This window comes from Clostridium sp. HCS.1 (genome assembly GCF_047900555.1).
Lineage (GTDB): Bacteria > Bacillota > Clostridia > Clostridiales > Clostridiaceae > Clostridium.
Genome location: NZ_CP170704.1, coordinates 2,284,455 through 2,309,331, shown reverse-complemented (window position 1 = coordinate 2,309,331; position 24,877 = coordinate 2,284,455). Strand labels below are relative to the sequence as shown.

Below are 24,877 nucleotides of genomic sequence, written 5' to 3'. Positions count from 1 at the left end.
ATGCAGTGTCAATTAAAGAAGTCAAAAAATATTTACCAAAGGAGCTTATTGAAATATTAGAAAAAATATATTCAACTAAACAGTTAGATACAATCTATAGAAGTTTTTATAGTGGAAGAAGTACAAGTTTCAGAGTGAATAACTTAAGGGGAAATCAAAGTGAAGTTATGGAAGAACTTATGAGTAGTAAGATTAAGGCAGTAAATCATCCAATAATTAAAAATGCCTTTATAGTTAAAGATAAAAAAGAAAGTGCTTTAAGGAAATTAGAAGTATATAAATGCGGAAAGATATATCTGCAAAATATATCCTCAATGCTACCACCATTATTTTTAGATTTAAAAGAGGATAATGTGATTTTAGATATGTGTGCAGCACCCGGTGGTAAAAGCTTATATATGGCTGATTTAACTAATAATAAAGCTATTATTCTTGCAAATGATGTTAATGAAGTTAGAAGAGAAAGATTAAATTATAATATAGAAAAACAAGGTGCTTCTTCTGTTATAGCCCTTGGTTCAGATGGATGTACAATTGGTAAACGTTTAAATATGTATTTTGATAGAATATTATTAGATGCTCCATGCTCAGGTGAGGGTACAATAAAAATTAATTCAAATAAATATTTAAGCAGTTGGAGTAAAAGAAAGATAGAATTAGCATCAAAGCTACAAAAAAAGTTAGTAGATAGTGCATATAATGCTTTAAAGTCTGGAGGTATTATGGTTTATTCTACTTGCACATTAAATCCCTTTGAAAATGAAGAGATAATAAATTATGCATTAGGAAAATATAAGGATTTAACCTTAGAAAAAATAGATATTAATTTGCAAAATATTATAAGAGGGATAACAAGATATGATGGGAAAATATATAGTGATGAATTAAAAAAATCATTAAGGGTTATACCCAATGATCATATGGAAGGATTTTTCATAGCAAAATTGTTAAAAGCCTAAGAATAATTAGTTTAACTAGAGGAAACTATAATATAAGAATTAATTATAGCTTTGGAGGTTAAAATGAAGAAATTTATAGTAGGTATTATGGTATTAATATTTTTACTTAATATTAATAATGCTGTAATAAAGGCTGATAACAAAGAGAATAATAATTTTACAATTTGTATTGATCCAGGTCATCAAAAGAAAGGTGACAGTAAGCTAGAACCTACCTCTCCTAATTCAAGTAGTAAGAAACCTAGAGTATCTCAGGGTACAGAGGGAATAGGAAGTAAAAAAGCTGAGTATATAGTGAATTTAGAAGCATCACTTCTATTAAAAGATATTTTAATAGAAAAAGGATACAATGTAATAATGACTAGAGAAAGTCATGAAGCTAATATTAGCAATGCTGAAAGAGCAGAAGTTGCCAACAAAGCAAAGGCTAATATGACAATTAGAATTCATTGTGATAGCTTAAAGGATACAAGTAAAACAGGAGCTAGTATTTTAATTCCATCCAAGAACTCCAAGAATACTAAGTCTATATATGAAGAAAGTAATAAATTTGCTAATATATTAAAAGAAAACTTAAAAAATCAAGGTATAAAGGTTAATGGTATTTTTGAAAGAGAGGATATAACAGGTTTTAATTGGTCCACAGTACCAGTAGTTATCTTAGAGATGGGATTTATGAGTAACTATTGTGAAGATAAGATGTTATGTGATCCTTGCTATCAAAAGAAGCTAATGAATATAGTAGCAGATTCATTAGAAATTTATAAGGAAGAAAAATAGAAGTAGGAATTTTTTCCTACTTCTACTTTAATTACTATCTTCAGTTTTGAATTGCATCTATTAATTTTACCATGACTTGGAGCCAGCGGCGAAATAAGTAAAATTAAATAGATGTACTTTTTTATTTATAAACTCTTACGCACATTGTTTTAAAAATAGCGAAAAGTTCGGTTCCTTTTTCAATGGATAAATCTGATAGAGATTTTTTAGTAATTAAAGCAACTAGTGGAATTCCTATATCTAAAATAACCTTTGCACTATTACCATTTATAATAATATCAGAAACAATACCTTTATGAACATTTCTTGCACTACTTATAAATGAGCCCTTACTTAAGATAATATCTTCAGGCCTAATAGAAATTTTAACATTACCTGTAAACTCAGTATTAACTTGAATTCTTACTGATGAAACTTCTGCAAATACTTCATCATCTTCTTTAATTATATTTCCTTCATAAGTATTTTCGTAACCCTTAGCCTTTGAAAGATAGGCTTCATATTGTGAGTTAGATATACGAAGATGCTTTCCCATACGATGTGCATCTAAATCTCCACGTTTTATCATTTCATATACAGTACTTTTAGTTATCTTTAGTTTTTGAGCAATTTCTTCTGGAGTATATAAAACATCCTCATTCATTTTCTTCACCTTTTCATTTATTATTATAGAAATAATTTAACATAATATTTATATAATAACAAATAAGATATTATAAATATCTTAGAGATTTATATATGAATAAATTTCTAAATATAGAGAAGGTTATATAAATAATATGCATTTGACAGTTACTATATTTTTACATTATAATTAGGATTGTCAATTTTAGTTCTGTTTTGTTCTGTTTTATTAGGTTTTATTTCAAAAAAAATTTGTAAGGAGATTATATAATGAAAAAGAAATCAGTTTTAATTTTAACTTTAGGTTTATTAGGCACTTTATTTAGTGGTTGTGCTTCCAAGGAAGCTACAAAGAATTCAAATGAAAAAACTATTACTATTGCAGCAGCAGCAAGTTTAAAAAACTGTTTGGATGATAAAATAATTCCAATGTTTAATGATAAATATCCTAATATTAAGGTTCAAGCAACTTATGATAGTTCAGGAAAATTAAAATCTCAAATAGAAGAAGGTGCTGAAATAGATGTATTTATATCAGCAGCTACAAAGCAAATGAATGAATTAAATAATAAAGGATTAATAGAAGACAACTCCATAGTAGAGTTATTAGAAAACAAAGTTGTACTTATTGTACCAAAAGGAAATAGCAAAGAAATAAAATCTTTTGATGATATATTAAAATCTGATAAAATAGCAATAGGAGATCCAGCAAGTGTACCTGCTGGTCAATATGCAAAGGAGTTATTTGAAAATCTTAAAGTTTGGGATGAGGTTTCTAAAAAATCAAGTTTAGGAACAAATGTAACAGAAGTTCTAAATTGGGTAGCAGAAGGCAGTGCAGATTCAGGGGTGGTTTATTCTACTGATGCAGCTTCAAATGATAAAGTAGAAGTGGTTTTAGAAGCTCCTGAAGGAAGTGTTTCTAAAGTTATTTACCCAATAGGAATAATTAAAGCATCTAAGAATAAAGCTGAATCAAAAAACTTCGCTGACTTTTTACAATCAGGTGAAGCAATAAGGGTTTTTGAGACGTATGGATTTTCATCTAATAAATAGGAGAATAAAATGGATATATCACCAATAATAATATCTTTAAGAACTGCATTAATTTCAATGATATTCACATTTTTATTAGGACTTTTTATTGCAAAGTTTGTTGTAAATTTAAAGTGTGAAAAAGTGAAGATGATTTTAGATGGATTTTTAACCTTGCCCCTTGTCTTACCTCCAACAGTTATAGGATTTTTTCTTTTAATAATTTTTGGTGTTAATAGACCAATAGGTAAATTCCTATTAGACTTTATGGGGGTTAAGATAGTTTTTTCATGGTGGGCTACTGTATTAGCTTCTGTAGTTATATCTTTCCCACTTATGTATCGCTCTGCTAGAGGAGCCTTTGAACAAATAGATGAAAATTTGATTTTAGCGGGAAGAACTCTTGGAATGTCAGAGAGAAAGATATTTTGGCGTATTATTATGCCAAATGCCATGCCTGGAGTTGCTTCAGGTGGAATATTAGCCTTTGCAAGGGGACTTGGAGAATTTGGAGCAACAGCAATGATAGCTGGTAATATAGCAAATAAGACAAGGACACTTCCCTTAGCTATTTATTCAGAAGTAGCAGCAGGAAATATGGCATCAGCCCTAGACTATGTATTAATAGTAACTATAATTTCATTTATAGTAATTATTTTAACTAATTATTTCACTATCAAAGAAAGAAAGTTTTTAAAGTAGGTATGAAGAAATGAGCTTATTTGTAGATATTAAGAAAAAGTTAAAAGGATTTTCTCTAGATGTTTCTTTTGAAACCAAGGGTGATTATCTTGGGATTTTAGGAGCATCAGGCAGTGGTAAAAGTATGACTCTTAAGTGTATTGCTGGAATTGAAACACCTGATGAGGGGCTTATTGTTTTAAATGGAAAAGTACTATTTGATTCAAAAAATAATATTAATTTAAAGCCACAAGAAAGAAAGATAGGATATTTATTTCAAAATTATGCCTTGTTTCCAAATATGACTGTAGAGGAAAACATAGGTATAGCCTTGAAGGACTCGAAAGAGGAAAAAGCTAAAAAGGTAAGTGAAATAATAAAAAGCTTTCATTTACAAGGTCTTGAAAAAAAGTATCCAAGACAACTTTCAGGTGGACAACAGCAAAGAGTAGCCATAGCTAGATGCATTATATATAAACCAGATATTTTAATGCTAGATGAGCCTTTTTCAGCCTTAGATTCCTATTTAAAAGAAAAGCTTCAAAGAGAAGTATTAGAACTTTTGAATTTTTATCATGGAGAAGTGCTTATGGTTACACATAGCAGAGACGAAGTTTATAAATTTTGTAAAAATATTTCTATAATAGAGAAGGGAAAATCAATTTTACTAGGTGATACAAAGGAAGTATTTAAAAATCCAAATATAAAAGAAGCTGCAATTCTTACAGGTTGCAAGAATATTTCACCTTGCAAAGTTTTATCAAATAATAAGATACATGCCCTAGATTGGGATATAATATTAGAAACAGAGCCCCTAAATAATAAAAATATTAATTATGTAGGAATTAGAGCTCATAATTTTATTATTGTAGATAAAATTGAAAATAATTATTTAGAAAATATTATAGAATGTAAAATAGATAAAATAGAAGAAGAGGTTTTTGAATATAATATATTATTTGAAAATCAAAATTCTATAAAAAGTATAAATGATAACAAAATCTTATTTAAAGTTAAAAAAGAAGATTGGGAAAATAGAAAAAATAAAGAAAAATTAATTTTGAGAATTCCAAAAGAATACATTTTACCTTTAGAGTAAACTCTTACTTTTTCATAAAGATATTAAATACAAAGGGAAGTGTAGTAAATATAATTTTACTACATATCCCTTTATTTTTCATTAAGGAATGTATAAAAAGAAATAAACAACTAAAAGACTATAAAAATATATAGAATAGTTTTCATAATTCCGAATAAAATGAGGAATTATTACCTTCAGTAATGAACATGAATAAGATGGAATTTTATATTATCATTGCTCCAACCTAAATCATAAGGTACTAAAAGTCTATTAGTATTATGGCAGGTTACTAATGGATATCCTTTAGAGTCAAAGCCTGTAACAGTTGATACATGAGTTATTCTGCCTTTCTTTTCATATGCAACAAAATCTCCAGGCCTCATATTAAAGGCTGATTGATAAATTTGTTGGTAGGTTCCTTTTGCAATATAAGAGGCTCTACCACTATTAACCATATAGTTTTTAAATCCTTGGGCATTAAGCCAAGCTTTAGTACCTTCTTTTCCAGAATAATTCCATGCAGAATTTTTCTTAAAGGCTCCACTTTCAAAAAGAATTTGTGAAGCGAAGTTTGCACAGTCACCACCGTCTGGATTATGATCTTTGTATTTTGTATTATATTTAAAAGTGAAATTTTCATCTTCAGAAACACCACAGTACATATGAGCATAATCTATAGCTTTTTGTAATCTTTCGTTAGGTGAAAAACTAGGAGCATTTTGCTTTAATATAAAATTTTTAATTTCATCAGATTTTATATTATTTAAATCTAAGGAATCTGCAAAGGGATCTGTATACCACTCCTTTGTAATAATATATTTATCATCAATTTTCTTTAAATTTAAATAGTGATTAGTTCCAAGTCTAAAATGATTAATTATATCTGGTGAATCAATGTAATAATAATAAAAATCTGTAGCCACATCGCAAATTACTCCATAGAGATTGGGCTCTTTTTCTGCTACTTTTCTTATCTTTACAATAGATTTTATATCTTTAAACTTTACAGCTTGTTTTTCTGACCAGTTAATTAAATACTGAGTTTTCTTAGCTTCACTTTCATAAGCCCATAAGCTTACTTTAATCTTTAAATTATAAAAGTCCTTTAAAAGTTCTGTATCATTAGATACTATTGCTGTATTTCTTTGAGTAAATAGATTTTCAAGTAAATCTTTAAATTCTTTTTTTACTTCATCAGAAGAGTAATCTATTTTTGTGGTATTTGATTCATCCTCTAAAGCAAAGCAATGTGAAGCAGGAATAATATTAAATATAAGAAAAATAACTAAGGCTATATTAATTAATTTAAATTTCACAAATAAACTTCCCCTTTCTTAAATACTTACTTGTAGTTTGTACTAAAACTACAAAATTTATATATAAGTTATAAGTATTTAGATAGGATGTTTTTAGCAAATAAGTAATATTAACCATATAATATAAATAATTAATTTAAGAGGTTATATAAATGAAAAGGTTAAATTATTTATATGATAATGCTAAAGAAGTTAAATTTGATGATGGAGATAATATAGTTTTTATTTCTGATATCCATAGAGGAGATGGAACATATTATGATTCCCTTTTGCCAAACAAAAATATATATAAAACTGCTTTAGGGTATTATTTTAAAAAAGGATTTACCTATGTAGAAGTTGGAGATGGAGATGAACTTTGGAAAAATAGGTATTGCAATAATATTGCTTATATTTATAGTGATATTTTCAAGATATTAAATAAGTTTAAAGATGAAAATAGAATTTATCTTATTTATGGTAATCATGATATAATAAAAAATAGAGAAAATTTTTATACTACCCAATATAGAGCTTTTAGAAAATTGGGAGATAACTATGGAAAGAATTTTTTGAAACTTATTAAAGACGGTGATTTTTATGAAGCTATAAATTTTAAATATACTCCAATAAATGAGAAGTTTTTAGTAACCCACGGTCATCAAGTAGATTTAATGAATTCTAATTTTTGGATTTTATCAAGATTTCTAGTAAGATATGTATGGAAGTTTTTAAATGGTATTGCAGGATTTAATGATCCAACAAGTCCAGCTATAAATAATAAAAAAGGTAATAAGGTAGATAGAAAATTATTAAAATGGACTAAGGATAATGGTAAGATGATACTTTGTGGACATACACATAATAGTAGGATGCCAGAAATAAATGAACCTCCATATTTTAATGATGGATGTTGTGTATTGCCCTATGCAATAACTGCTTTAGAAATTGAAAAAGGAAGTATTTCTTTAGTTAAGTGGAATATAGAATCCCAAGAGTCAGGAGTTTTATGGGTTAGAAGGAAGGTAATAACAGGACCCTATAGATTGGAAAATTATTTATTGTGGGCAAGAGATGAAAGAATAAGAATGATAGAAGAGGAAAAGAAAAAGAAATAGGAGGAGAAAGTAAGATGTATTCAATAGATTTACACTGCGATACAGCTAGCAGATTATTATATGAAAATTTGAAATTAAAGGAAAGTATTTGTAAGGTAGATATAGAAAAATTAAAAAAAGCAAAGGCAAAAGCACAAGTATTTGCACATTTTATAGAATTAAATATTGTGGAAAATCCTTATACTGAATTTATTAATATGTATAATAATTTTATTAGTGAAATAAAGGAAAATGAAGGTAGTATAGAAATAGTAAGAAATTTAAATGAGTTAGAAAATGTTAATAATAAAGGTAAAATAGGAGCATTTTTATCAATAGAAGAAGGAGAAGTTTTAGAGGGAAAGGTAGAGAGAGTAGAAGAGCTTTATAATATGGGAATAAGGTTTATAACTTTAACTTGGAACTTTAAAAATAGTATAGGATATCCAAATGCAGGTTATAAATATAAAGATTATGGATTAACTGAAAAAGGTAAAGAAATAGTACTAGAAATGGAGAGAGTAGGTATAATACCTGATTGTTCTCACTTATCAGATGGTGGATTTTATGATTTAATTGATATATGTAAGAAGCCTTTTATAGCAACTCATTCAAATGCTAGAGCTATTACAGATCATTCAAGAAATTTAACTGATGATATGATAGTTAAGCTTGCGGAAAAAGGTGGAGTTATGGGATTAAACTTCTGTGCACCATTTTTAGGTAGCGAGAAAGTTCCTTCAATTAATTCTATGATTCAACATATTAAACATACTAGAAATGTTGGAGGAATAGATGTACTTGCTTTAGGAACAGATTTTGATGGAATAGGAAATGAAGTTGAAATTGAAAATATAGGTGAAATAGGAAGACTAAGAGATGCTTTATTAAAAGAAGGCTTCACAAATTCAGAAATTGATAAAATCTTTTATGGAAATGTAAAAAGAGTCCTTAAAGAGTGGATGTAAAAAACAGGAGTGAAAAATGGAACGTTTAGAAGGAAAAATAGCACTTGTTACTGGTGCAACAAGAGGAATTGGAAAGGCTATAGCTATTGAACTTATTAAAGAAGGAGCTACTGTAATTTTAAATTATTCTAAGGATGATTTATCTGCAGAGGAAACCTTAAAGGAAATAGAAGCCCTAGGAGGATATGCTAAATTATATAAGGGTAATATATCAAATTATGAAGTATGCAAAAATATGATGGATTTCGTAATTACTACTTTTGGGAAAATAGATATATTAATAAATAATGCAGCTGTTTCTTTTAGAGGATTGTTTATGGATTTTTCAGATAGAAATATCAACGATATATTTGGAATAAATGTATTAGGGGCTATGTATTTAAGTAAAGAAGCAATACCTCATATGTTAAGTAAATGCAGTGGAAATATAATAAATATTTCATCTATATGGGGGGAAGCAGGAGCTTCTTGTGAAGTTTTATATTCTAGTACTAAGGGAGCTATTAACTTATTTACTAAATCCTTAGCAAAGGAATTAGCACCTATGGGCATAAGAGTTAACGCTATAGCCCCAGGAGTAATAGATACTGAAATGAATTCATTTTTATCTACCGAAGAAAGAAAAGAATTAGAAGAAGAAATTCCATTTGGAAGATTTGGAAGTCCTGAGGAAATAGCTAAAATGATAATTTTCTTATGTAGTGATAAATGTAAGTATTTAACTGGGCAAATAATTAAAATTGATGGAGCAATGATTTAGTGCTAGCGCACAATTAAGAATGCATAATTAAGGTAAAAACTACTTACGTAGTTTTAAAATTACAGGATTTTAAATAAGGGGCTACTTTAAGTAGCCTCTTATTTTTATCTTTTATTATGTTTTGAGTATTTTTTATAAAGCAACTTTATTGCTATTATAATGAATTTAATTAATAAGTAAATTAAAAATATGTAAATAAAACCGTATAGACCATAGGCTATATCTGCAAATTCCATATTTCCTCTGTTTGTTAGCTTTTGTTGAATTTCTATAGCAAATACTATAACTATCATTACAGTTAGTGTATAAATAAAGGAAATAGCAGTAATGCTGTATTTTGATAATTTCTTAAATATAAGTTGAGTAAAGGCAAATATTATAATACCGATTAATGCCATAAATATAAAGTGAAGTTGTTTATCGTTTAATGGATATCCTGCAATACTTACAATATCTAATACTTTATCGTGTAAATCATTTATAAAACTTGCTACTAATTTTAATATTTCTACCATATGTTTGTCCCCCAATATCTTTATCGTTATTATATCATAAAATAACAATAAAACTAACTCTGTGTTATAATAGATATATTGAGTTTAGAAAATATATATAGTTATGGAATTGTTTAAGAAGGAAGAATATAAATGATATGTACTATTTTTATATATTTATCCTTGTTATGCAAAAGAAAGGAAATAAAATATGGGAAAAATACTAGTACTTGCAGAAAAACCATCTGTAGGTAGAGATATAGCAAAGGTTTTAAAATCTAATGTAAATAAGGGAGCTTATATAGAAGGAAACAAATATGTTGTAACTTGGGCTTTAGGACATTTAGTTGGATTACAAGACCCAGAAAGCTATGACGAAAAATATAAGCATTGGAGTATGGAAACTCTACCAATGTTACCTAAGCATATGAAGCTTACTGTTTTAAAGAAAACATCAAAGCAGTTTTATGAAGTGAAAAAACTTTTAAATAGAAATGATATAGAAGAAATAGTTATTGCAACTGATGCAGGACGTGAAGGGGAACTAGTTGCAAGATGGATAATAGAAAAGGCAGGAGTTAAAAAGCCAATAAAGAGACTTTGGATATCTTCACAAACTGATAAGGCAATACTTGAAGGTTTTAGAAATTTAAAATCAGGAAGTGAATATGAAAATTTATATAAGGCAGCAGTATGTAGGGCAGAAGCGGATTGGATAGTTGGACTTAATGCTACAAGAGCCTTAACTTGCAAATATAATGCACAACTTTCAGCAGGAAGGGTTCAATCACCAACCTTAGCTATGATAGTTAATAGAGAAGAGGAAATTAAGAATTTTAAACCTAAGACCTTTTACACTATAAATGCAAAGGGAAAAGATGTAAGTTTTCAATGGGTTAATAAGGATAATAATTTAAGGATATTCGATGAAGAGTTTGCAAATAAAATAATAAGTAAAGTTCAAGGAGAAAATGCAAAGATAGTATCAATAACAGAAACTCCTAAGAAAAAGTTCTCACCAGCTCTTTATGACTTAACAGAACTTCAAAGAGATGCAAATAAAATTTGGGGCTATTCAGCAAAGCAAACCTTATCTATAATGCAAAGACTTTATGAAAATCACAAAATACTTACTTATCCAAGAACTGATTCAAGATATATATCTACAGATATAGTACCAACTATTCCAGAAAGACTAAGAGCTATATCTATTGGAGAATATAGAATGGCAGCTTCTGAAATACTGAAGAATAAAATTAATTCAAATAAAAGCTTTGTAGATAATAGTAAGGTTAGTGATCACCATGCTATAATTCCAACAGAACAAAAGCCTAACTTAAGTAATTTAAGTTCTGAAGAAAGGCATATATATGATCTTGTTATTAAAAGATTTTTAAGTGTATTAATGCCACCTTTTGAATATATACAAACTAATATAAAAGCAGATATAAAAGGAGAAAGCTTTGTTGCTAAAGGAAAGGTAATAAAGTCAAAGGGATGGAAAGCCTTATATGATAAAGATTTTTCAGAAGAAGATTCAAAAGATGAAGATTTAAAGGATCAAGTTCTTCCTAAATTTATTGAAGGTGATTTAATAAATATTACTAAGCTTGAATTAAATAAGGGAGAAACTAAACCTCCTGCAAGATTTAATGAAGGAACACTTTTATCAGCTATGGAAAATCCTCAAAAGTATGTAAATGTAAATAAGGAAGCTGCTAAGACTTTAAATGAAACAGGTGGACTTGGAACAGTTGCCACTAGAGCAGATATAATAGAAAAATTATTTAATTCTTTTGTTATTGAGAAAAAGGGAAAAGAAATAGTTCCAACATCTAAGGGAAAACAATTAATAGATTTAGTACCTAATGAACTTAAGTCTCCACTATTAACAGCAAAATGGGAAAGTAGACTTGATGGAATTAGTAAGGGAAAAGATAATCCAAATGCCTTTATTAAAGAAATGAGAAATTATGCAATAGCCTTAGTAGAGGCGGTTAAAAATGATAATAGTAAATTCGTTCATGATAATAAAACAGGTAAAAAGTGCCCTAATTGCGGAAAATACCTTTTAGAAGTTAAGGGTAAAAATGGAGTTATGCATGTTTGCCAAGATAGAGAATGTGGATATAGAGAAAGTGTAAGTAGAACTACTAATGCAAGATGCCCAGAATGTAAGAAAAAGTTAGAAGTTAGAGGTCAAGGAGAAGGTAAGATATACGTATGTCCTAATACTAATTGTAACTTTAGAGAAAAGGCATCACAATTCGAAAAGAGATTTGATAAAAAAGGCAAAGTAGATAAAAGAGAAGTAAATAATATGATGAAGAAAATGAAAAAGGAAGCAGAGGGCTTTAATAACAATCCTTTTGCAGAGCTTTTAGGAAAGATGAATTTAAAAGACTAATGAAATAATTAAAATATAGGATATATAGTTAAATGACTATATATCCTCTGTTTTTGTACATTTTTATTATTATAAGAGATTAATTTCACATAACATTGATTTTATATACATCTTTATATTACAATATTATTGATAAAATGGGAAAAAATAATAATTATATGAAGGCTGGTATAAAATATGGGAGATAAATATTATTTCTTAGCAATTGATGATAATATTGCAAAAAGAATTAAAAAAGAAAAAAGTCATACTATAAGAAATGATTTTCAAAGAGATAGAGATAGAATAATGTATTCTAGAGCTTTTAGAAGGTTAAGTGGGAAAACTCAAGTTTTTTTAGCTGGGAATGATGATCATGCAAGAACAAGATTAACTCATACTTTAGAAGTAGCACAAATTGCAAGGACAATAGTAAAAGAATTAGGATTAAATGAAGAACTAACAGAAGCAATAGCATTAGGGCATGACATAGGGCATACACCTTTTGGACATGTTGGAGAGCGAATGCTTAATAGTATAATGAATGGCTGTTATGAAATTAGAGATTTTAATAATCCAACAGAGATACTGAATAATGTAAGAGGATTCAAACATAATTGGCAGGCTGTTAGGGTAGCAACAGATTTAGAAGATACTATGAATCTAACTGATTATACTTTATGGGGAATGCTAAATCATAGTAAATTGAACTACAAAAAGTGTAAAATGACTGATAAAACTAATAGATGTATGTTTAGACATGAAAAGGATAAAGAATGTAATGTTAATTTAGAAAAAGAAGAAGCTTTAAGTTTTTATAGAAATATTAAAGCTAAAAGTGTACCCTTATATGAAAGAATAAATGATAAATGGAGTTTTGAAGGGGTAATAGTTGCATTAGCAGATGAAATAGCCCAAAGACATCATGATATTGAAGATGCTTTAGAGTACCATATAATAAGTAAAGAGGAATTATATTATGAACTAAGTAAAATGTTTAGTTTTGATGAATATAGAGAAAATATTTTTACAGAAATAGAACAGTGTAAAATAAGTAATGGTGATGATTTTTTTAATGTAATAGAAGAACATAAGAAAAATTTTGAAAGCATTAACAAACCATCAGAGGATAGTATTGATATATATAAAGCTAAGGATAGTATTGATATATATAAAGCTAAGTTTTCTAAGTTTATAGTAAATTTATTAACATATGATGCAATTTTAAGTATTAAAGATAAATTTAATAAATTTACAAAAAAATATAATATAAATAATAAAGAAGATTTTTATAATATAAAGAATTCAATAACAGATTACGAAGATATAATTAGTTATAGTAGTTTTATAAGTAAAAAAGATAAAGAATTAGGGGAGTTTTTAATGAAGAGAATATTAAATTCTCATCAAGCACAGACGATGGATGGAGTTGGACAACATATAATAAAGGAGCTTTTTAAGGCGTATATTATTAGCCCACAACAATTACCTGACAAGACAATAGTAAAATTATTCAATAATTTGTATAAAGGAAATAAAGAACATATAAAACTAAATGATTTAGAAGATAATGTAGTAGGTAATTTAAGAAATCTAGTATCTGAATATCATTATAATAGAGAGAATAATATAATTGATTATAATTATTATAAAGTAACACTACTTAGAACTGTGTGTGATTATATCGCAGGCATGACAGATAAGTACGCTATAGAACAACATAGAAAATTGTATAATATTATTTAAGAAATTTAGTTATAATATATGGTTTAGTAAAGTTATTATTGAGATTGATAACAACTTTTTCTATAAAAATAATAAGGAGTAGTAGTTATGATAGGAATTATACATTTGAGCGATATTCATCTAAACAATAAAAATGATGGAGTTATTAGCAAGATAAAAAAGGTATTTGATGCAACTAAAAATCAATTAATTGATACAAAAGAAGTTATAATATTAATAAGTGGTGACATTGCAAATTATGGATATAAAGAACAGTATGAAGTAGCATTTGAAATAATTTTAGATCTGAAATATAGTTTAGCGGAATATTTAAATAAAAAAGTATCACTTATAATGGTCCCAGGAAATCATGATTGTGATTTTAGTGATGAATATAAAAATGAAGTAAGGAGTATTTTAATTAAAGATATAATTAAAAATCGAGATGTTAAAGAAAGTGTGATTGAGAATTGTTGCAATGTACAGAATAATTATTATGAATTTGAAGATACTTTTTCAGAAGATAACGTTTGTTATAAAGATAAACTAATAAGTATTACCAATTATAATAATGAAAATAAAAATATATATTTTGTTGGGATAAATACGTCGTGGATTTCTGAAAAAGAAGAATCACCAAATTTATTCTTTCCACTTGGAAAATATACGGATAAATTAAAAGAATTAGATGGTATTGTAATATCAATATTACATCATCCATCAAAATGGTGCCATCCAATAGATAGCAATGAATTTGATGATGGGTTAAATAAATATTCAAATATAGTTTTCCAAGGACACGAACATGACTCGAAAGCATATAATCATGAAGAAAAATGTACAAATACTATATATATTAAAGGGGGAGCACTTCAACCACATGGAAGTAGTAATGACAGTTCTTTTAATTTAGTCATTTTAGATTTAAAAAATTTAAGTTTATCTTTAACTGAGTATATTTATAAAAATAAACTCTATATAGAAACAGAATCTGAAATATTTAATATAAAATTAAAACATAGTGAAAAAAATTTTCAAATATTAGCCAACTTTAAAGAATATTTAATGGATATTGGTGCCAATATTACAAAAGGACAAAATATTAATTTGACATTAAATGATGTATTTGTTTATCCAGATTTAACTTGTTTATCAGAAAAGGAAATTATTAAGTCAGAAATTGATAAAGAAATTATTAAAAATTCAGAGCAACTATTAGATGGAGTAGGGAATAAATATATATATATAACTGGGCAAGAGAAAAGTGGTAAAACAAGTTTGGCTAAAATGTTATTTAAGGATTTATATAATGAAGGTAAAGTTCCGATATTTATTAATGGAAATAATTACAACTATGATAGTAAGGATAATATACGAAAAGAAATAGATAAGCTATTTTTGCAACAATATGATAAAAAATATTTAGAGGAATTTAAGCAACTGAATAAAGAGTCAATTATTATAATAATTGATGATTTTAATAATATAGCCCAATCTTATAAGACTAGAGAAAAAATGGTTAAAAATTTAGTTGAGAATTACGGGAGAATAATTATTTTGACTAATGATAATATCAATGTCAAAGAATCAATATCAAGTGGAATTGAATCAATATTTAATAGTAATTTTCAACACTATAAGATTAAAGAATTCGGATATCGTATGAAAAATAAAATAATTCATAAATGGAACACAATAGATCTAAGTGATAGCACTACTCCAAAAGAATTGTTGGAAAAAGATGATGAAGATATGAAGATAGTAAATGTAGTTCTTGGTAAAAATTATATTCCTTCTGTTCCATTTTATATACTCGTACTATTGCAGTCTATAAATGTAGGTAGCCCCAATAATTTTATTAATAGTTCATATGGATATTATTATGAATATCTTATCATGCAATCTTTAAGTAAAATAACTCCAGAACAAGGTGAATTAAGCGCAGTGAAAACTTTTATAGTTACATTAGCATATGAAATGTTTATTACATGTAATAAAGCTATAAGTAATATAAAACTAAGAAGGTTTCACTTAGAATACTGTGATAAATATGATATTAGTGATAGTTTCTCAAAGTTTATAAATTTTGAGAGTATTATTGATAAAATGGTTAAACATAATATTTTAAAAGTTACTAAGGATGATGAATATAAATTTTCTTATGAATATATTTATTATTATTGTGTAGGCATATATTTAGCAGAGAATATAGGGGATAATGAAACAAAGAATATTATTTCTAATATGGTTAATAAACTATATATTGAGGAATACGCTAATATATTGATGTTTATTGTACATCATACTAGGGATAAATATATTTTAAATGAAATTATAAAAAAAACTAAGAGTATTTTCGAAGATTTACCATATATAAACTTAGATAATGATTTAGGATTTGTTAAAGAAGTACAAATGAAATTAACCCCTTTAACAGTACAAAAATGTGATGTTTTTAAATCTAGAGAAGAAAGATTTACCAGAATGGATTCGCAAAAGGAAATGGCTATAAGTGCGACAGGGGTAAATGAAATTAAAGCCAAAGATATTTTAATAGAAGAAATACAGTTATCACCTATAGATAATTTAAATTTAGCATTTAAAAGTATGGAAATATTAGGGCAAGTTCTTAAGAATTATTGGGGTAAACTAGAAAAGGGCTTAAAAACTGAAATTGGAATGGAATTATATAAGGTAGGGTTAAGAGGATTAGCAGAAACTTATTATATTCTTAGAGATTCATTAGATGAATTATTGGAAAGAATAATTAGTGAAATAGAAGAAGATAATATTGTTAGTAGGGGTGATATTATCGATAAAACAGATATGATTATATTTACCTTAGTAGTATTATTTACTAATTCGTTTATATCTAAAATAGTATCTTGCGTAGGTGATAATAAATTATCTAAAACTTATGAAAGTATTTACGAGAATATGAAATGTAGTTCTGTAGAATTAATAAACTTATGTATAAAGCTTGATTGCTTTAATGGTAAATTTCCAAAAGATGAGGTAGAATCCTTTATTAAAAAGTGCAAGACAAATGAGATTAAATATATAATTTTAAGGTCATTTGTACAAAAATATTTATATATGTATTGTGAAGATAGAGCAGAAAGACAAATAATTTCAGATTTATTTAAAATAGATAATATGTCCCAAAAAAGAGCGCTGTTAAAACAAAAATAAATAAGTAACAAATATTATTTTAAATAGTGTTTAGAATTATGAGTTATACTATAAGTGAAAAGACTTGTATTATTTAGAAACTTTCATAACTATAAGAGTAAAATTTTGCAATTTCATATGAGATAAAGATAAATCAATATAGTTAGTTATAAGCATATAATTAATACTTTTCTATGTCAGTAGAGACATAAAAGAAAAGGCATCACAATTTGAGAAGAGATTTGATAAAAAGGGAAAAGTAGATAAAAGAGAAGTAAATAATATGATGAAGAAAATGAAAAAGGAAGCAGAAGATTTTAATAACAATCCTTTTGCAGAGTTTTTAGGAAAGATGAATTTAAAAGACTAATATAATAATTAGATAGGGAAAGGAACGAGTATTTTTACTTGTTCCTTTTGTCTTTTTTAAAGAAAATAGAAGCTATTTGGCGTAAAATCAAAATATATTTAACATCCAATATTTGGTATAATTTTTATATTAAATATGGGAGGCGCAGTATGAATGAAATAATTTTGCTTGGAATTAAAGTAGCAGTAATAATCCTAGGAGTAATAATATTATTTTGGATTATAGGCTTTAGAATAATTCCAAATGACAAGGTGGGAATTGTTGAAAAATGGTGGTCTACAAAGGGTTCTTTAAATGAACAAATTATTGCATTAAAAGGGGAGGCAGGATATCAACCAGCATTACTAAGAGGAGGTATTCATTTTAGAACTCCATTTATTTATAAAGTCCATATAGTTCCTTTAGTGACAATACCTCAAGGGAAAATTGCATATGTTTTTGCAAGAGATGGTAAGCCTCTTGAAGCTACACAAACTTTAGGAAGTGTGGTTAAAGAGGGAAACAACTTTCAAGATGTAAGAGGATTCTTAGAAAATGGAGGGCAAAAAGGTCCACAAAGGGGAATAATAAGAGAAGGTACCTATGCTTTTAACCTTGCACAATTTGTAATCATTACTGAAAATAAAACTTATTATTTGAAAATGGGAAATAGACAAGAACTAGATACTATATCGACTATGTCTAGATTAATTTCTGAGAGAAGAGGATTTGAACCAGTAATAATTGAGGGAAATAGTGATTTAGTAGGAATAGTAACGGTCCATGATGGACAATCTCTAGGATCAGAAAATATAATATGTCCTATAGTTGGTGATAATCATAATGATGAAAATTACCATAATAATTTTCAAGATATTGATGCATTTTTAAGAGCGGGTGGATATAGAGGTAGACAATATCAAGTTTTAGCAGATGGTACTTATTTTATAAATAGATTATTTGCAACAGTAGAATATATTCCTAAAATTATTATTCCAGTTGGATTTGTAGGAGTTGTTGTTTCATATACAGGATCAAAAGGGGAAGACTTTTCTGGAACTGACTATAAACATGGAGAACTAGTTAAGAAGGGCTATAGAGGAGTATGGAATGAAGCATTAATGCCTGGTAAATATGCATTCAACACCTATGCAGGTAATATAATTAAAGTTCCAACAACTAATGTAATATTAAAGTGGATTAGTAATCAAAATGGTAGTCATAAATATGATGAAAATCTTAAAGAAGTAAATTTAATTACTAAGGACGCCTTTGAACCAACATTACCACTATCTGTTGTATTCCATATAGACTATAGAAAAGCGCCTCTTGTAATTCAAAGATTTGGAGATATAAAGATGCTTGTAGATCAAACTTTAGATCCTATGGTATCTGCATATTTTAAGAATATAGGACAAACTAAGACATTAATAGAATTAATACAACAAAGAAATGAAATTCAAGCTCAAAGTTCATTAGAAATGAAGGGAAAATTTGATCACTATAATTTAGAATTAGAAGAAGTATTAATAGGAACTCCTGGAAGCTCTAAAGCAGATACAAATATTGAAACAATATTAACTCAGTTAAGAAGTAGACAAATTGCAAAGGAACAGCTTGAAACTTATGAAACTCAGCAAAGAGCAGCTGAAAAAGAAAAGGAACTTAGAGAAGCAGAAGCTATTGCAAAACAACAAACTACATTAACAGAATCAGATATTAATATTAGAATCCAAGAAAATCAAGGTAAAGCAGAACTTATGAAAGCTAAGCAAGATGCTGAAAAAATACAAAATCTTGCGGAAGCAGATGCTTATAAAGTTAAAAAGCAATCTGAAGCAGAAGCCTTTAAGATAAAAGTAACTGCAGAAGCAGATGCCGATAAGGAAGCAAGAGTAGGTATATCAAAGGCTATAGCTGCAAAAGAGCAGGTAAATGCTTATGGTGGACCACAATATAAAGTTATAAATGATGTTATGACTTCTTTTACAAATGCAATAAAAGAAGGAAAAATTGATATAGTTCCAAGAACTCTTATTAATACTGGAACAGAAGGGGAAGGTAAGGGAGCTAATGCTTTTGAATCTTTAGTTATGCTTCTACTTAGTGAAAAGCTAACTGCAATTGGAGAAAATAAAACTATTGAGGAATCAACTGATATATTAAGAATAAAGGAAGAAATAATGAATAATCTAAGAGAAAAAAATCCTACAGAGTTAGAAAGTTAATAATTGGTATTTTTTATAGGAGGGTGTTTACCCTCCTATAATTATTAAGAATAGTAAATTTATTATAAAATTTAGAAAAAATAAAAAATAAAAAAGTTAGGAATTTATTGACAATTTATATTGTAGAGAATATAATAATTGAGTAAGAAAAAATAAAGTAAAAAGGAGGTAGGAAAGATGTTAAATATGATAAATAGTTTTAGAGCAATAATTAAAAATCATATAATCCCAAAAAATAATTATATTAATAATCCTATCTCATTGTGTGAATTTAAGATTTAAAGAATTTATGCAGTTTTACTTTATAAAAACTACTTTTATTTAATTTAAAGGTGTAATTTTATAAGAAAAGTAATTAAGCCCAGGGTTATTACCAGGGCTTTTTGTTTTATTTAATTTTATATTAAATAGTAACAAAAGGCTATGGATTTCTTTGGGCTTTATATTTTTTTATTATAAGGAGGTTAAAAAACAAAAAATAAGCAATATATGAAGCAAAAGGGGGAAAATAAATGACTAGAATACTTAAATATGTTTCAAAGTATAAAGGATTATTATTCTTTGGAACTTTTGCAATGATAGCAGTAATTGGCGTAGATCTTTTTATGCCTTATCTTCAAAAGGTATTTATTGATGAAGGTATTATTCAAGGAAAATACAGTATTATAAAGAACATTTTAATAGCAATTTCAGCAATTACAATAACAAAATCAATTTTGGGGTATTTCAAGGAACTTCTTTATGACTATTTAAGCGTAAAGGTTCATGCAGATATTAAAAATGATATGTTTAATCATATTCAAAAATTAGAATTTAAATATTTTGACGAAATGAATACTGGGGAACTAATGTCAAGGATAGGTGAAGATGTTGAAAATATCTGGCAGACTCTAAGCTTCGGCTTTAGATTATTTATAGAAAATATAATTTATTTTGTTATATCTACAATAATTTTATTTTCATTAAATTGGCAATTAGCTTTAGCTTGTTTTGTTATTATGATTCCAATAGGCTTTATGGGAATTAGTTTAGAGAAGAAGTTTGGAGAGAATTATGGAAAATTAAGCGACCAAACAGCTGAAATTACAACTACTGCCCAAGAAAACATTGCAGGGGTTAGGCTTGTTAAGGCCTTTGCAAGAGAAAAGTATGAAATGAAAAAGTTCTTAAAAATGAACAGAAAATTTTATGATTTAAGCATGGAACAAGGAAATATAATTGGCAATTACTTTCCACCTATTGAATTTTTAACAAATATATCTTTAGTTGTAATGATAGTTTTAGGTGGTTTCATTGTTATGAAAGGTAATATAAGCATTGGGGTATTGGTAGCTTTTAGTGGGTATATTTGGAACTTAATATGGCCAATGAGAAATCTTGGTGAACTTTTAGACTTACTTTCAAGAAATACTGCTTCTGCAAAGAAAATTTTCGAAATAATGGATAAGGAACCTGAAATTCAAAATATAGATAAAACTTATAACCCTAAAGAATTAGTTGGAGATATTGTATTTAATAATGTTAGTTTTAAATATAAGGATGAGTATGTTCTTAAAAATATTAATTTAGATATTAAGGCAGGAAGTACAGTAGCTATAATGGGAACAACTGGATCAGGTAAATCTACTTTAATTAATTTAATTGGAAGATACTATGATGTAACTGAAGGAAATATAAAAATAGATAACGTGGATCTTAAGGATTATGACTTAAACTTTTTAAGAGAAAAAATGTCTATTGTTCCACAAGATACTTTCCTATTTTCAGATTCAATAATTAATAATATAAAATTTAGTAATGAAAATGCAAGCTTTGAAGAAGTGGTAAAGGCATCAGAATTAGCTTGTGCTTTAGAATTTGTAGAGGGATTAGAAGAAGGCTTCTATACAGAAATAGGAGAAAGAGGTATGGGTTTATCTGGAGGTCAAAAGCAAAGAATTTCAATTACTAGAGCTTTGATAAGACAAGCTAAAGTATTGATTTTAGATGATTCTACTTCAGCTTTAGATATGGAAACTGAATATAATTTATTAAAGAATTTATCTAATAGAGAAAATACTAGTACAACTTTTATTATAGCCCATAGGATTTCAGCTGTTAAAAATGCAGACCTTATAATCTATCTAGAGGATGGAGAGATAAAGGAAAAAGGAACTCATGAAGAATTATTAAAGCTTAAAGGAAAATATTTTGATATTTACTGTAATCAATTTAAAGACTTTAATCTTTTAGAAGAGGAGGTTATATAGATGGAAAATAATGCGATAAAAAAAGATGAAGAAATAATGAGAAGAAATAAAAGTGAAATAATAATAAAACTTTTAGCTTATTTAAAACCTTATAAATTAAAATCATTTATTGTTATTTTATTAATGATTTTTGTTATGATTTCTGGAATTGTGAATCCTCTTTTACTTAAAATAGCTATAGATGATTATATTGTAGATCAAAATGTTACAGCACTGATTATTATTGGTGTACTTCTAGTTGTATTAAATTTAGCAGCTTGGATAGTATCGAAAATTAGATGGACAATGATAACGTCAATAACTAATAATATTTTAGTTAATATAAGACATGAATTATATAGCCATATTCAATATTTATCCTTTGATTTCTTTGATGGAAGACCAGCAGGTAAAATCTTAGCTAGAGTAGTTGGAGATGTGAATTCTTTAAAGAATTTATTTTCACAAAGCATTCAATCCTTTATTCCTCAAATTTTAAATTTAATATGTGTTACTATAATTATGTTTATTCTTAATATAAAACTTGCTTTAGCCTGTTTAGCACTTTTACCTTTATTAGGAATTGCAATGTTTTGTATTGAAATTATTTCAAGAAGAAGATGGGAAATTTATAGAAATAAAAGATCTAATTTAAATGGATTTACCCATGAAGATTTTTCAGGAATAAAAGTAGTAAAGGGATTTGCTAGAGAAAAAGGAACTGAAAAAAACTTCAAATCTATGGTTAAAGAGCAAAGTGATACATTTATTGATGCAGTAAAAATTAATGATATGTTTTGGCCTTTAGTTGAATTATCTTGGGGGCTTGGAACTGTTATAGTATTTTTAATTGGATATAAATTAGTTATAAATAATGAAATTGAAATAGGTACTTTAATAGCATTTTCTATGTATGTTGGAATGTTTTGGAGACCTATAATGAACCTATCTAGTTTTTATAATAATTTAATTACAAACTTTTCAGCTGCAGATAGAATATTTGATATTTTAGATATAAAACCAATTATTAAAAACTCATTAAATGCAAAGGAAATTGGGAAAATTAAAGGTACAGTTGAATTTAAAAATGTATATTTTTCTTACGATGAAAATAGTGATGTTCTAAAGAATGTGAGTTTCAAGGTTAATAAGGGAGAGAAAATAGCATTAGTTGGAGCAACAGGAGCAGGAAAGACTACAATAGTATCTCTACTTAGTAGATTTTATGATCCAACTTCAGGTGAAGTTTTAGTTGATGGTAAAAATATTAAATATGTAGATTTAGAATCTTTAAGAAGTCAAATGGGAATAATGCTTCAAGATACCTTCTTATTTTCATCAACTATTATGGAGAATATAAGATATGGAAGATTAGATGCAACAGACGAGGAAGTTATAGAAGCAGCAAAGGCAGTTAATGCCCATGACTTTATAATGAAGCTAGAAAAGGGATATGAAACTGATGTAAATGAAAGAGGATCAAGACTTTCTTTAGGACAAAGACAACTTGTATCCTTTGCAAGAGCCTTACTTGCTAATCCTCGAATTTTAATTTTAGATGAAGCTACTTCCAATATTGATACACAAACAGAAAGATTAGTACAAGAAGGAATTGAAAAGCTTCTTCATGGAAGAACTTCCTTTGTTGTAGCTCATAGATTATCTACAATTAGAGATTGTGATAAGATTATGGTTATAAATGATGGACAAATTGAAGAAGCTGGGAATCATGATGAGTTACTAAAAAATAAAGGTAGTTATTATGATTTATATATGGCTCAATACAAATTCTTAAGTGAAGGTGTATAGATTATAAATTCCTAATTTAAAAGTTTTGCAAATAAGATTTACACTTGAAAAGACCTAATAAAAGAATAGATTTAATAATTATGTTATTAATAAAATTAAAGGTAATGGAAGCTAATAACCTCCATTACCTTTTAATATTTGTAAATAAGAAAGTAACTTCCTTTATTATTGAATTTTCAATAATAATATTCATATAATCAGCATAGAATTTAATAAAACATAACATAAGGATTAAAGGGTAATTTAAATTGAAGGGAGGAGAATTAGTGAATAAATTGGAGGAACTTATCCTTGATGATAATATATTCCTTATAAATGGAATAAAAGGATTTATTAAAGACCATGAAAAATTTAATGAAAATAAATATTTAAAAGAAAGCATTTATGCTAAAAAAATCTATGAATCTAAAAAAGACACTATAAGATTTATAAAAGCTAAGAGAAAAGAATATAAAGCTAAAATTCTATTAATAGAAAATAATATTAATGTATTATGTAACACTTTAAAGGATTTAGAATTTGAAAGAAATATAAGAGCTAACAGAATTAAAGATGATAAAACAAGTGATAGTGAATTTAAAGAAAGCTTAGAAGATATAGAAGAGGCTATAATGGAGACCAATAAAATTATATGTTCTGAAGAAAATAAAATTAAAAAATTACGAGAAGATTATAAAAAATTTAATGATACATCTTTGGAAGAAGAAAAAATAGTTTATATCTTTTTTAACTATATAAAAAGAGAATATATAAAATTTAGAAGAAATCTAGTTAAAGTTTTAAATTCTAATACTTTAGATGGTGAAGAATTAATTTTAACCTACGAATATCTTTTGATTATAACTAAAAGAATGATATGTATTGAGGAGGATTTATTAAGTGGATAATTATTTTAAGGAGGATTTACTAAAGGAAAATGTAAAAGAAAAAATTAAGCTACTTTATAAGGACATAGTAATAGAGGATATTAAAGAAGAAATAATAAAAAGCAAAGAAGAAGTTTTAGAAAATATAAATGACGGAAATAATAACAAAAAAATAAATAAGGACATACTTAATAAGTTAGATCAATTACTGATTATGGTAGATATGATTGAAAGTAAAGAAGAAAAAGATTTAAACTCCATAGCTAAAAATAATAAAGTAATTCTTATTTTAAACAGTATAATAATACTATTTTTATTAATTAGCTTTTTTATATAGGATC

19 protein-coding genes are annotated in these 24,877 nt (G+C 26.9%); 16 read left to right on the top strand and 3 right to left on the bottom strand.

The window, feature by feature from the left end; translation table 11 throughout:
- Nucleotides 1-5: 5 nt before the first annotated feature.
- Nucleotides 6-959 carry an RsmB/NOP family class I SAM-dependent RNA methyltransferase gene (locus ACFYH6_RS10990; RefSeq protein ID WP_416179931.1) on the top strand — a complete coding sequence of 318 codons (954 nt, stop codon included), beginning with the start codon at nucleotides 6-8 and terminating at the stop codon, nucleotides 957-959.
- Between the two features lie 63 nt (nucleotides 960-1,022).
- Nucleotides 1,023-1,739 carry an N-acetylmuramoyl-L-alanine amidase gene (locus tag ACFYH6_RS10985; protein ID WP_416179930.1) on the top strand — a complete coding sequence of 239 codons (717 nt, stop codon included), beginning with the start codon at nucleotides 1,023-1,025 and terminating at the stop codon, nucleotides 1,737-1,739.
- 121 nt (nucleotides 1,740-1,860) lie between these two features.
- Here the strand turns inward: ACFYH6_RS10985 and ACFYH6_RS10980 are convergent, their stop codons facing one another.
- A complete protein-coding gene (locus tag ACFYH6_RS10980; protein ID WP_316343112.1) occupies nucleotides 1,861-2,382 on the bottom strand; it encodes an excisionase family DNA-binding protein in 522 nt (173 codons plus the stop codon).
- 251 nt (nucleotides 2,383-2,633) lie between these two features.
- Here ACFYH6_RS10980 and modA point away from each other — a divergent pair, with 251 nt between their 5' ends.
- The 3 genes from modA to ACFYH6_RS10965 are packed head-to-tail and all read left to right on the top strand — an operon-like array spanning nucleotide 2,634 to nucleotide 5,178.
- Nucleotides 2,634-3,419 (top strand): molybdate ABC transporter substrate-binding protein, encoded by a 786-nt coding sequence (gene modA, locus ACFYH6_RS10975; RefSeq protein WP_416179929.1) that lies wholly within the window; start codon nucleotides 2,634-2,636, stop codon nucleotides 3,417-3,419.
- Between the two features lie 9 nt (nucleotides 3,420-3,428).
- Nucleotides 3,429-4,100 (top strand): molybdate ABC transporter permease subunit, encoded by a 672-nt coding sequence (modB, locus tag ACFYH6_RS10970; RefSeq protein ID WP_316343110.1) that lies wholly within the window; start codon nucleotides 3,429-3,431, stop codon nucleotides 4,098-4,100.
- A 10-nt stretch (nucleotides 4,101-4,110) separates the two neighbouring features.
- Nucleotides 4,111-5,178, top strand: coding sequence for a sulfate/molybdate ABC transporter ATP-binding protein (locus tag ACFYH6_RS10965; RefSeq protein ID WP_416179928.1), 1,068 nt, complete (start codon nucleotides 4,111-4,113; stop codon nucleotides 5,176-5,178).
- A 176-nt stretch (nucleotides 5,179-5,354) separates the two neighbouring features.
- Here the strand turns inward: ACFYH6_RS10965 and ACFYH6_RS10960 are convergent, their stop codons facing one another.
- On the bottom strand, nucleotides 5,355-6,476 hold the full coding sequence (locus tag ACFYH6_RS10960) for an amidase domain-containing protein (protein ID WP_416179927.1): 1,122 nt from the start codon (nucleotides 6,474-6,476) through the stop codon (nucleotides 5,355-5,357).
- 152 nt (nucleotides 6,477-6,628) lie between these two features.
- Between ACFYH6_RS10960 and ACFYH6_RS10955 the strand changes: the two genes are divergently transcribed.
- The 3 genes from ACFYH6_RS10955 to ymfI are packed head-to-tail and all read left to right on the top strand — an operon-like array spanning nucleotide 6,629 to nucleotide 9,280.
- Nucleotides 6,629-7,573 carry a metallophosphoesterase gene (locus ACFYH6_RS10955; protein ID WP_316343107.1) on the top strand — a complete coding sequence of 315 codons (945 nt, stop codon included), beginning with the start codon at nucleotides 6,629-6,631 and terminating at the stop codon, nucleotides 7,571-7,573.
- Nucleotides 7,574-7,587: 14 nt separating this feature from the next.
- Nucleotides 7,588-8,520, top strand: coding sequence for a dipeptidase (locus tag ACFYH6_RS10950; RefSeq protein WP_416179926.1), 933 nt, complete (start codon nucleotides 7,588-7,590; stop codon nucleotides 8,518-8,520).
- Between the two features lie 16 nt (nucleotides 8,521-8,536).
- Nucleotides 8,537-9,280: an elongation factor P 5-aminopentanone reductase gene (gene ymfI / locus ACFYH6_RS10945; RefSeq protein ID WP_416179925.1), complete on the top strand. Its 744-nt coding sequence runs from the start codon at nucleotides 8,537-8,539 to the stop codon at nucleotides 9,278-9,280.
- Nucleotides 9,281-9,384: 104 nt separating this feature from the next.
- Here ymfI and ACFYH6_RS10940 read toward each other — a convergent pair whose 3' ends face one another.
- Nucleotides 9,385-9,795 (bottom strand): hypothetical protein, encoded by a 411-nt coding sequence (locus ACFYH6_RS10940; protein ID WP_316343104.1) that lies wholly within the window; start codon nucleotides 9,793-9,795, stop codon nucleotides 9,385-9,387.
- A gap of 190 nt (nucleotides 9,796-9,985) precedes the next feature.
- Here ACFYH6_RS10940 and ACFYH6_RS10935 point away from each other — a divergent pair, with 190 nt between their 5' ends.
- From ACFYH6_RS10935 to ACFYH6_RS10900, 8 genes are all read left to right on the top strand, one after another.
- Nucleotides 9,986-12,181, top strand: coding sequence for a DNA topoisomerase III (locus ACFYH6_RS10935; RefSeq protein WP_416179924.1), 2,196 nt, complete (start codon nucleotides 9,986-9,988; stop codon nucleotides 12,179-12,181).
- A gap of 177 nt (nucleotides 12,182-12,358) precedes the next feature.
- Nucleotides 12,359-13,906: a deoxyguanosinetriphosphate triphosphohydrolase family protein gene (locus tag ACFYH6_RS10930; protein ID WP_416179923.1), complete on the top strand. Its 1,548-nt coding sequence runs from the start codon at nucleotides 12,359-12,361 to the stop codon at nucleotides 13,904-13,906.
- 87 nt (nucleotides 13,907-13,993) lie between these two features.
- Nucleotides 13,994-17,077 (top strand): metallophosphoesterase, encoded by a 3,084-nt coding sequence (locus ACFYH6_RS10925; RefSeq protein WP_416179922.1) that lies wholly within the window; start codon nucleotides 13,994-13,996, stop codon nucleotides 17,075-17,077.
- Between the two features lie 498 nt (nucleotides 17,078-17,575).
- Nucleotides 17,576-19,633 (top strand): SPFH domain-containing protein, encoded by a 2,058-nt coding sequence (locus tag ACFYH6_RS10920; RefSeq protein WP_416179921.1) that lies wholly within the window; start codon nucleotides 17,576-17,578, stop codon nucleotides 19,631-19,633.
- Between the two features lie 512 nt (nucleotides 19,634-20,145).
- Nucleotides 20,146-21,882, top strand: coding sequence for an ABC transporter ATP-binding protein (locus ACFYH6_RS10915; protein WP_416179920.1), 1,737 nt, complete (start codon nucleotides 20,146-20,148; stop codon nucleotides 21,880-21,882).
- Nucleotides 21,883-23,670, top strand: a complete 1,788-nt coding sequence (locus ACFYH6_RS10910) for an ABC transporter ATP-binding protein (RefSeq protein WP_416179919.1) — start codon at nucleotides 21,883-21,885, stop codon at nucleotides 23,668-23,670.
- Between the two features lie 266 nt (nucleotides 23,671-23,936).
- Nucleotides 23,937-24,557, top strand: a complete 621-nt coding sequence (locus ACFYH6_RS10905) for a hypothetical protein (protein WP_416179918.1) — start codon at nucleotides 23,937-23,939, stop codon at nucleotides 24,555-24,557.
- Nucleotides 24,550-24,873, top strand: coding sequence for a hypothetical protein (locus tag ACFYH6_RS10900; protein WP_416179917.1), 324 nt, complete (start codon nucleotides 24,550-24,552; stop codon nucleotides 24,871-24,873). The genes ACFYH6_RS10905 and ACFYH6_RS10900 overlap by 8 nt, the downstream gene beginning before the upstream one ends.
- Nucleotides 24,874-24,877: the final 4 nt, after the last annotated feature.

Coding starts and splice junctions, on each gene's coding strand:
- ACFYH6_RS10985 (WP_416179930.1), top strand. CDS start 1,023: ATGAAGAAATTTATAGTAGGTATTATGGTATTAATATTTTTACTTAAT.
- ACFYH6_RS10935 (WP_416179924.1), top strand. CDS start 9,986: ATGGGAAAAATACTAGTACTTGCAGAAAAACCATCTGTAGGTAGAGAT.
- ACFYH6_RS10965 (WP_416179928.1), top strand. CDS start 4,111: ATGAGCTTATTTGTAGATATTAAGAAAAAGTTAAAAGGATTTTCTCTA.
- ymfI (WP_416179925.1), top strand. CDS start 8,537: ATGGAACGTTTAGAAGGAAAAATAGCACTTGTTACTGGTGCAACAAGA.
- ACFYH6_RS10955 (WP_316343107.1), top strand. CDS start 6,629: ATGAAAAGGTTAAATTATTTATATGATAATGCTAAAGAAGTTAAATTT.
- modA (WP_416179929.1), top strand. CDS start 2,634: ATGAAAAAGAAATCAGTTTTAATTTTAACTTTAGGTTTATTAGGCACT.
- ACFYH6_RS10910 (WP_416179919.1), top strand. CDS start 21,883: ATGGAAAATAATGCGATAAAAAAAGATGAAGAAATAATGAGAAGAAAT.
- ACFYH6_RS10920 (WP_416179921.1), top strand. CDS start 17,576: ATGAATGAAATAATTTTGCTTGGAATTAAAGTAGCAGTAATAATCCTA.
- ACFYH6_RS10915 (WP_416179920.1), top strand. CDS start 20,146: ATGACTAGAATACTTAAATATGTTTCAAAGTATAAAGGATTATTATTC.
- ACFYH6_RS10980 (WP_316343112.1), bottom strand. CDS start 2,382: ATGAATGAGGATGTTTTATATACTCCAGAAGAAATTGCTCAAAAACTA.
- ACFYH6_RS10925 (WP_416179922.1), top strand. CDS start 13,994: ATGATAGGAATTATACATTTGAGCGATATTCATCTAAACAATAAAAAT.
- ACFYH6_RS10940 (WP_316343104.1), bottom strand. CDS start 9,795: ATGGTAGAAATATTAAAATTAGTAGCAAGTTTTATAAATGATTTACAC.
- ACFYH6_RS10950 (WP_416179926.1), top strand. CDS start 7,588: ATGTATTCAATAGATTTACACTGCGATACAGCTAGCAGATTATTATAT.
- modB (WP_316343110.1), top strand. CDS start 3,429: ATGGATATATCACCAATAATAATATCTTTAAGAACTGCATTAATTTCA.
- ACFYH6_RS10930 (WP_416179923.1), top strand. CDS start 12,359: ATGGGAGATAAATATTATTTCTTAGCAATTGATGATAATATTGCAAAA.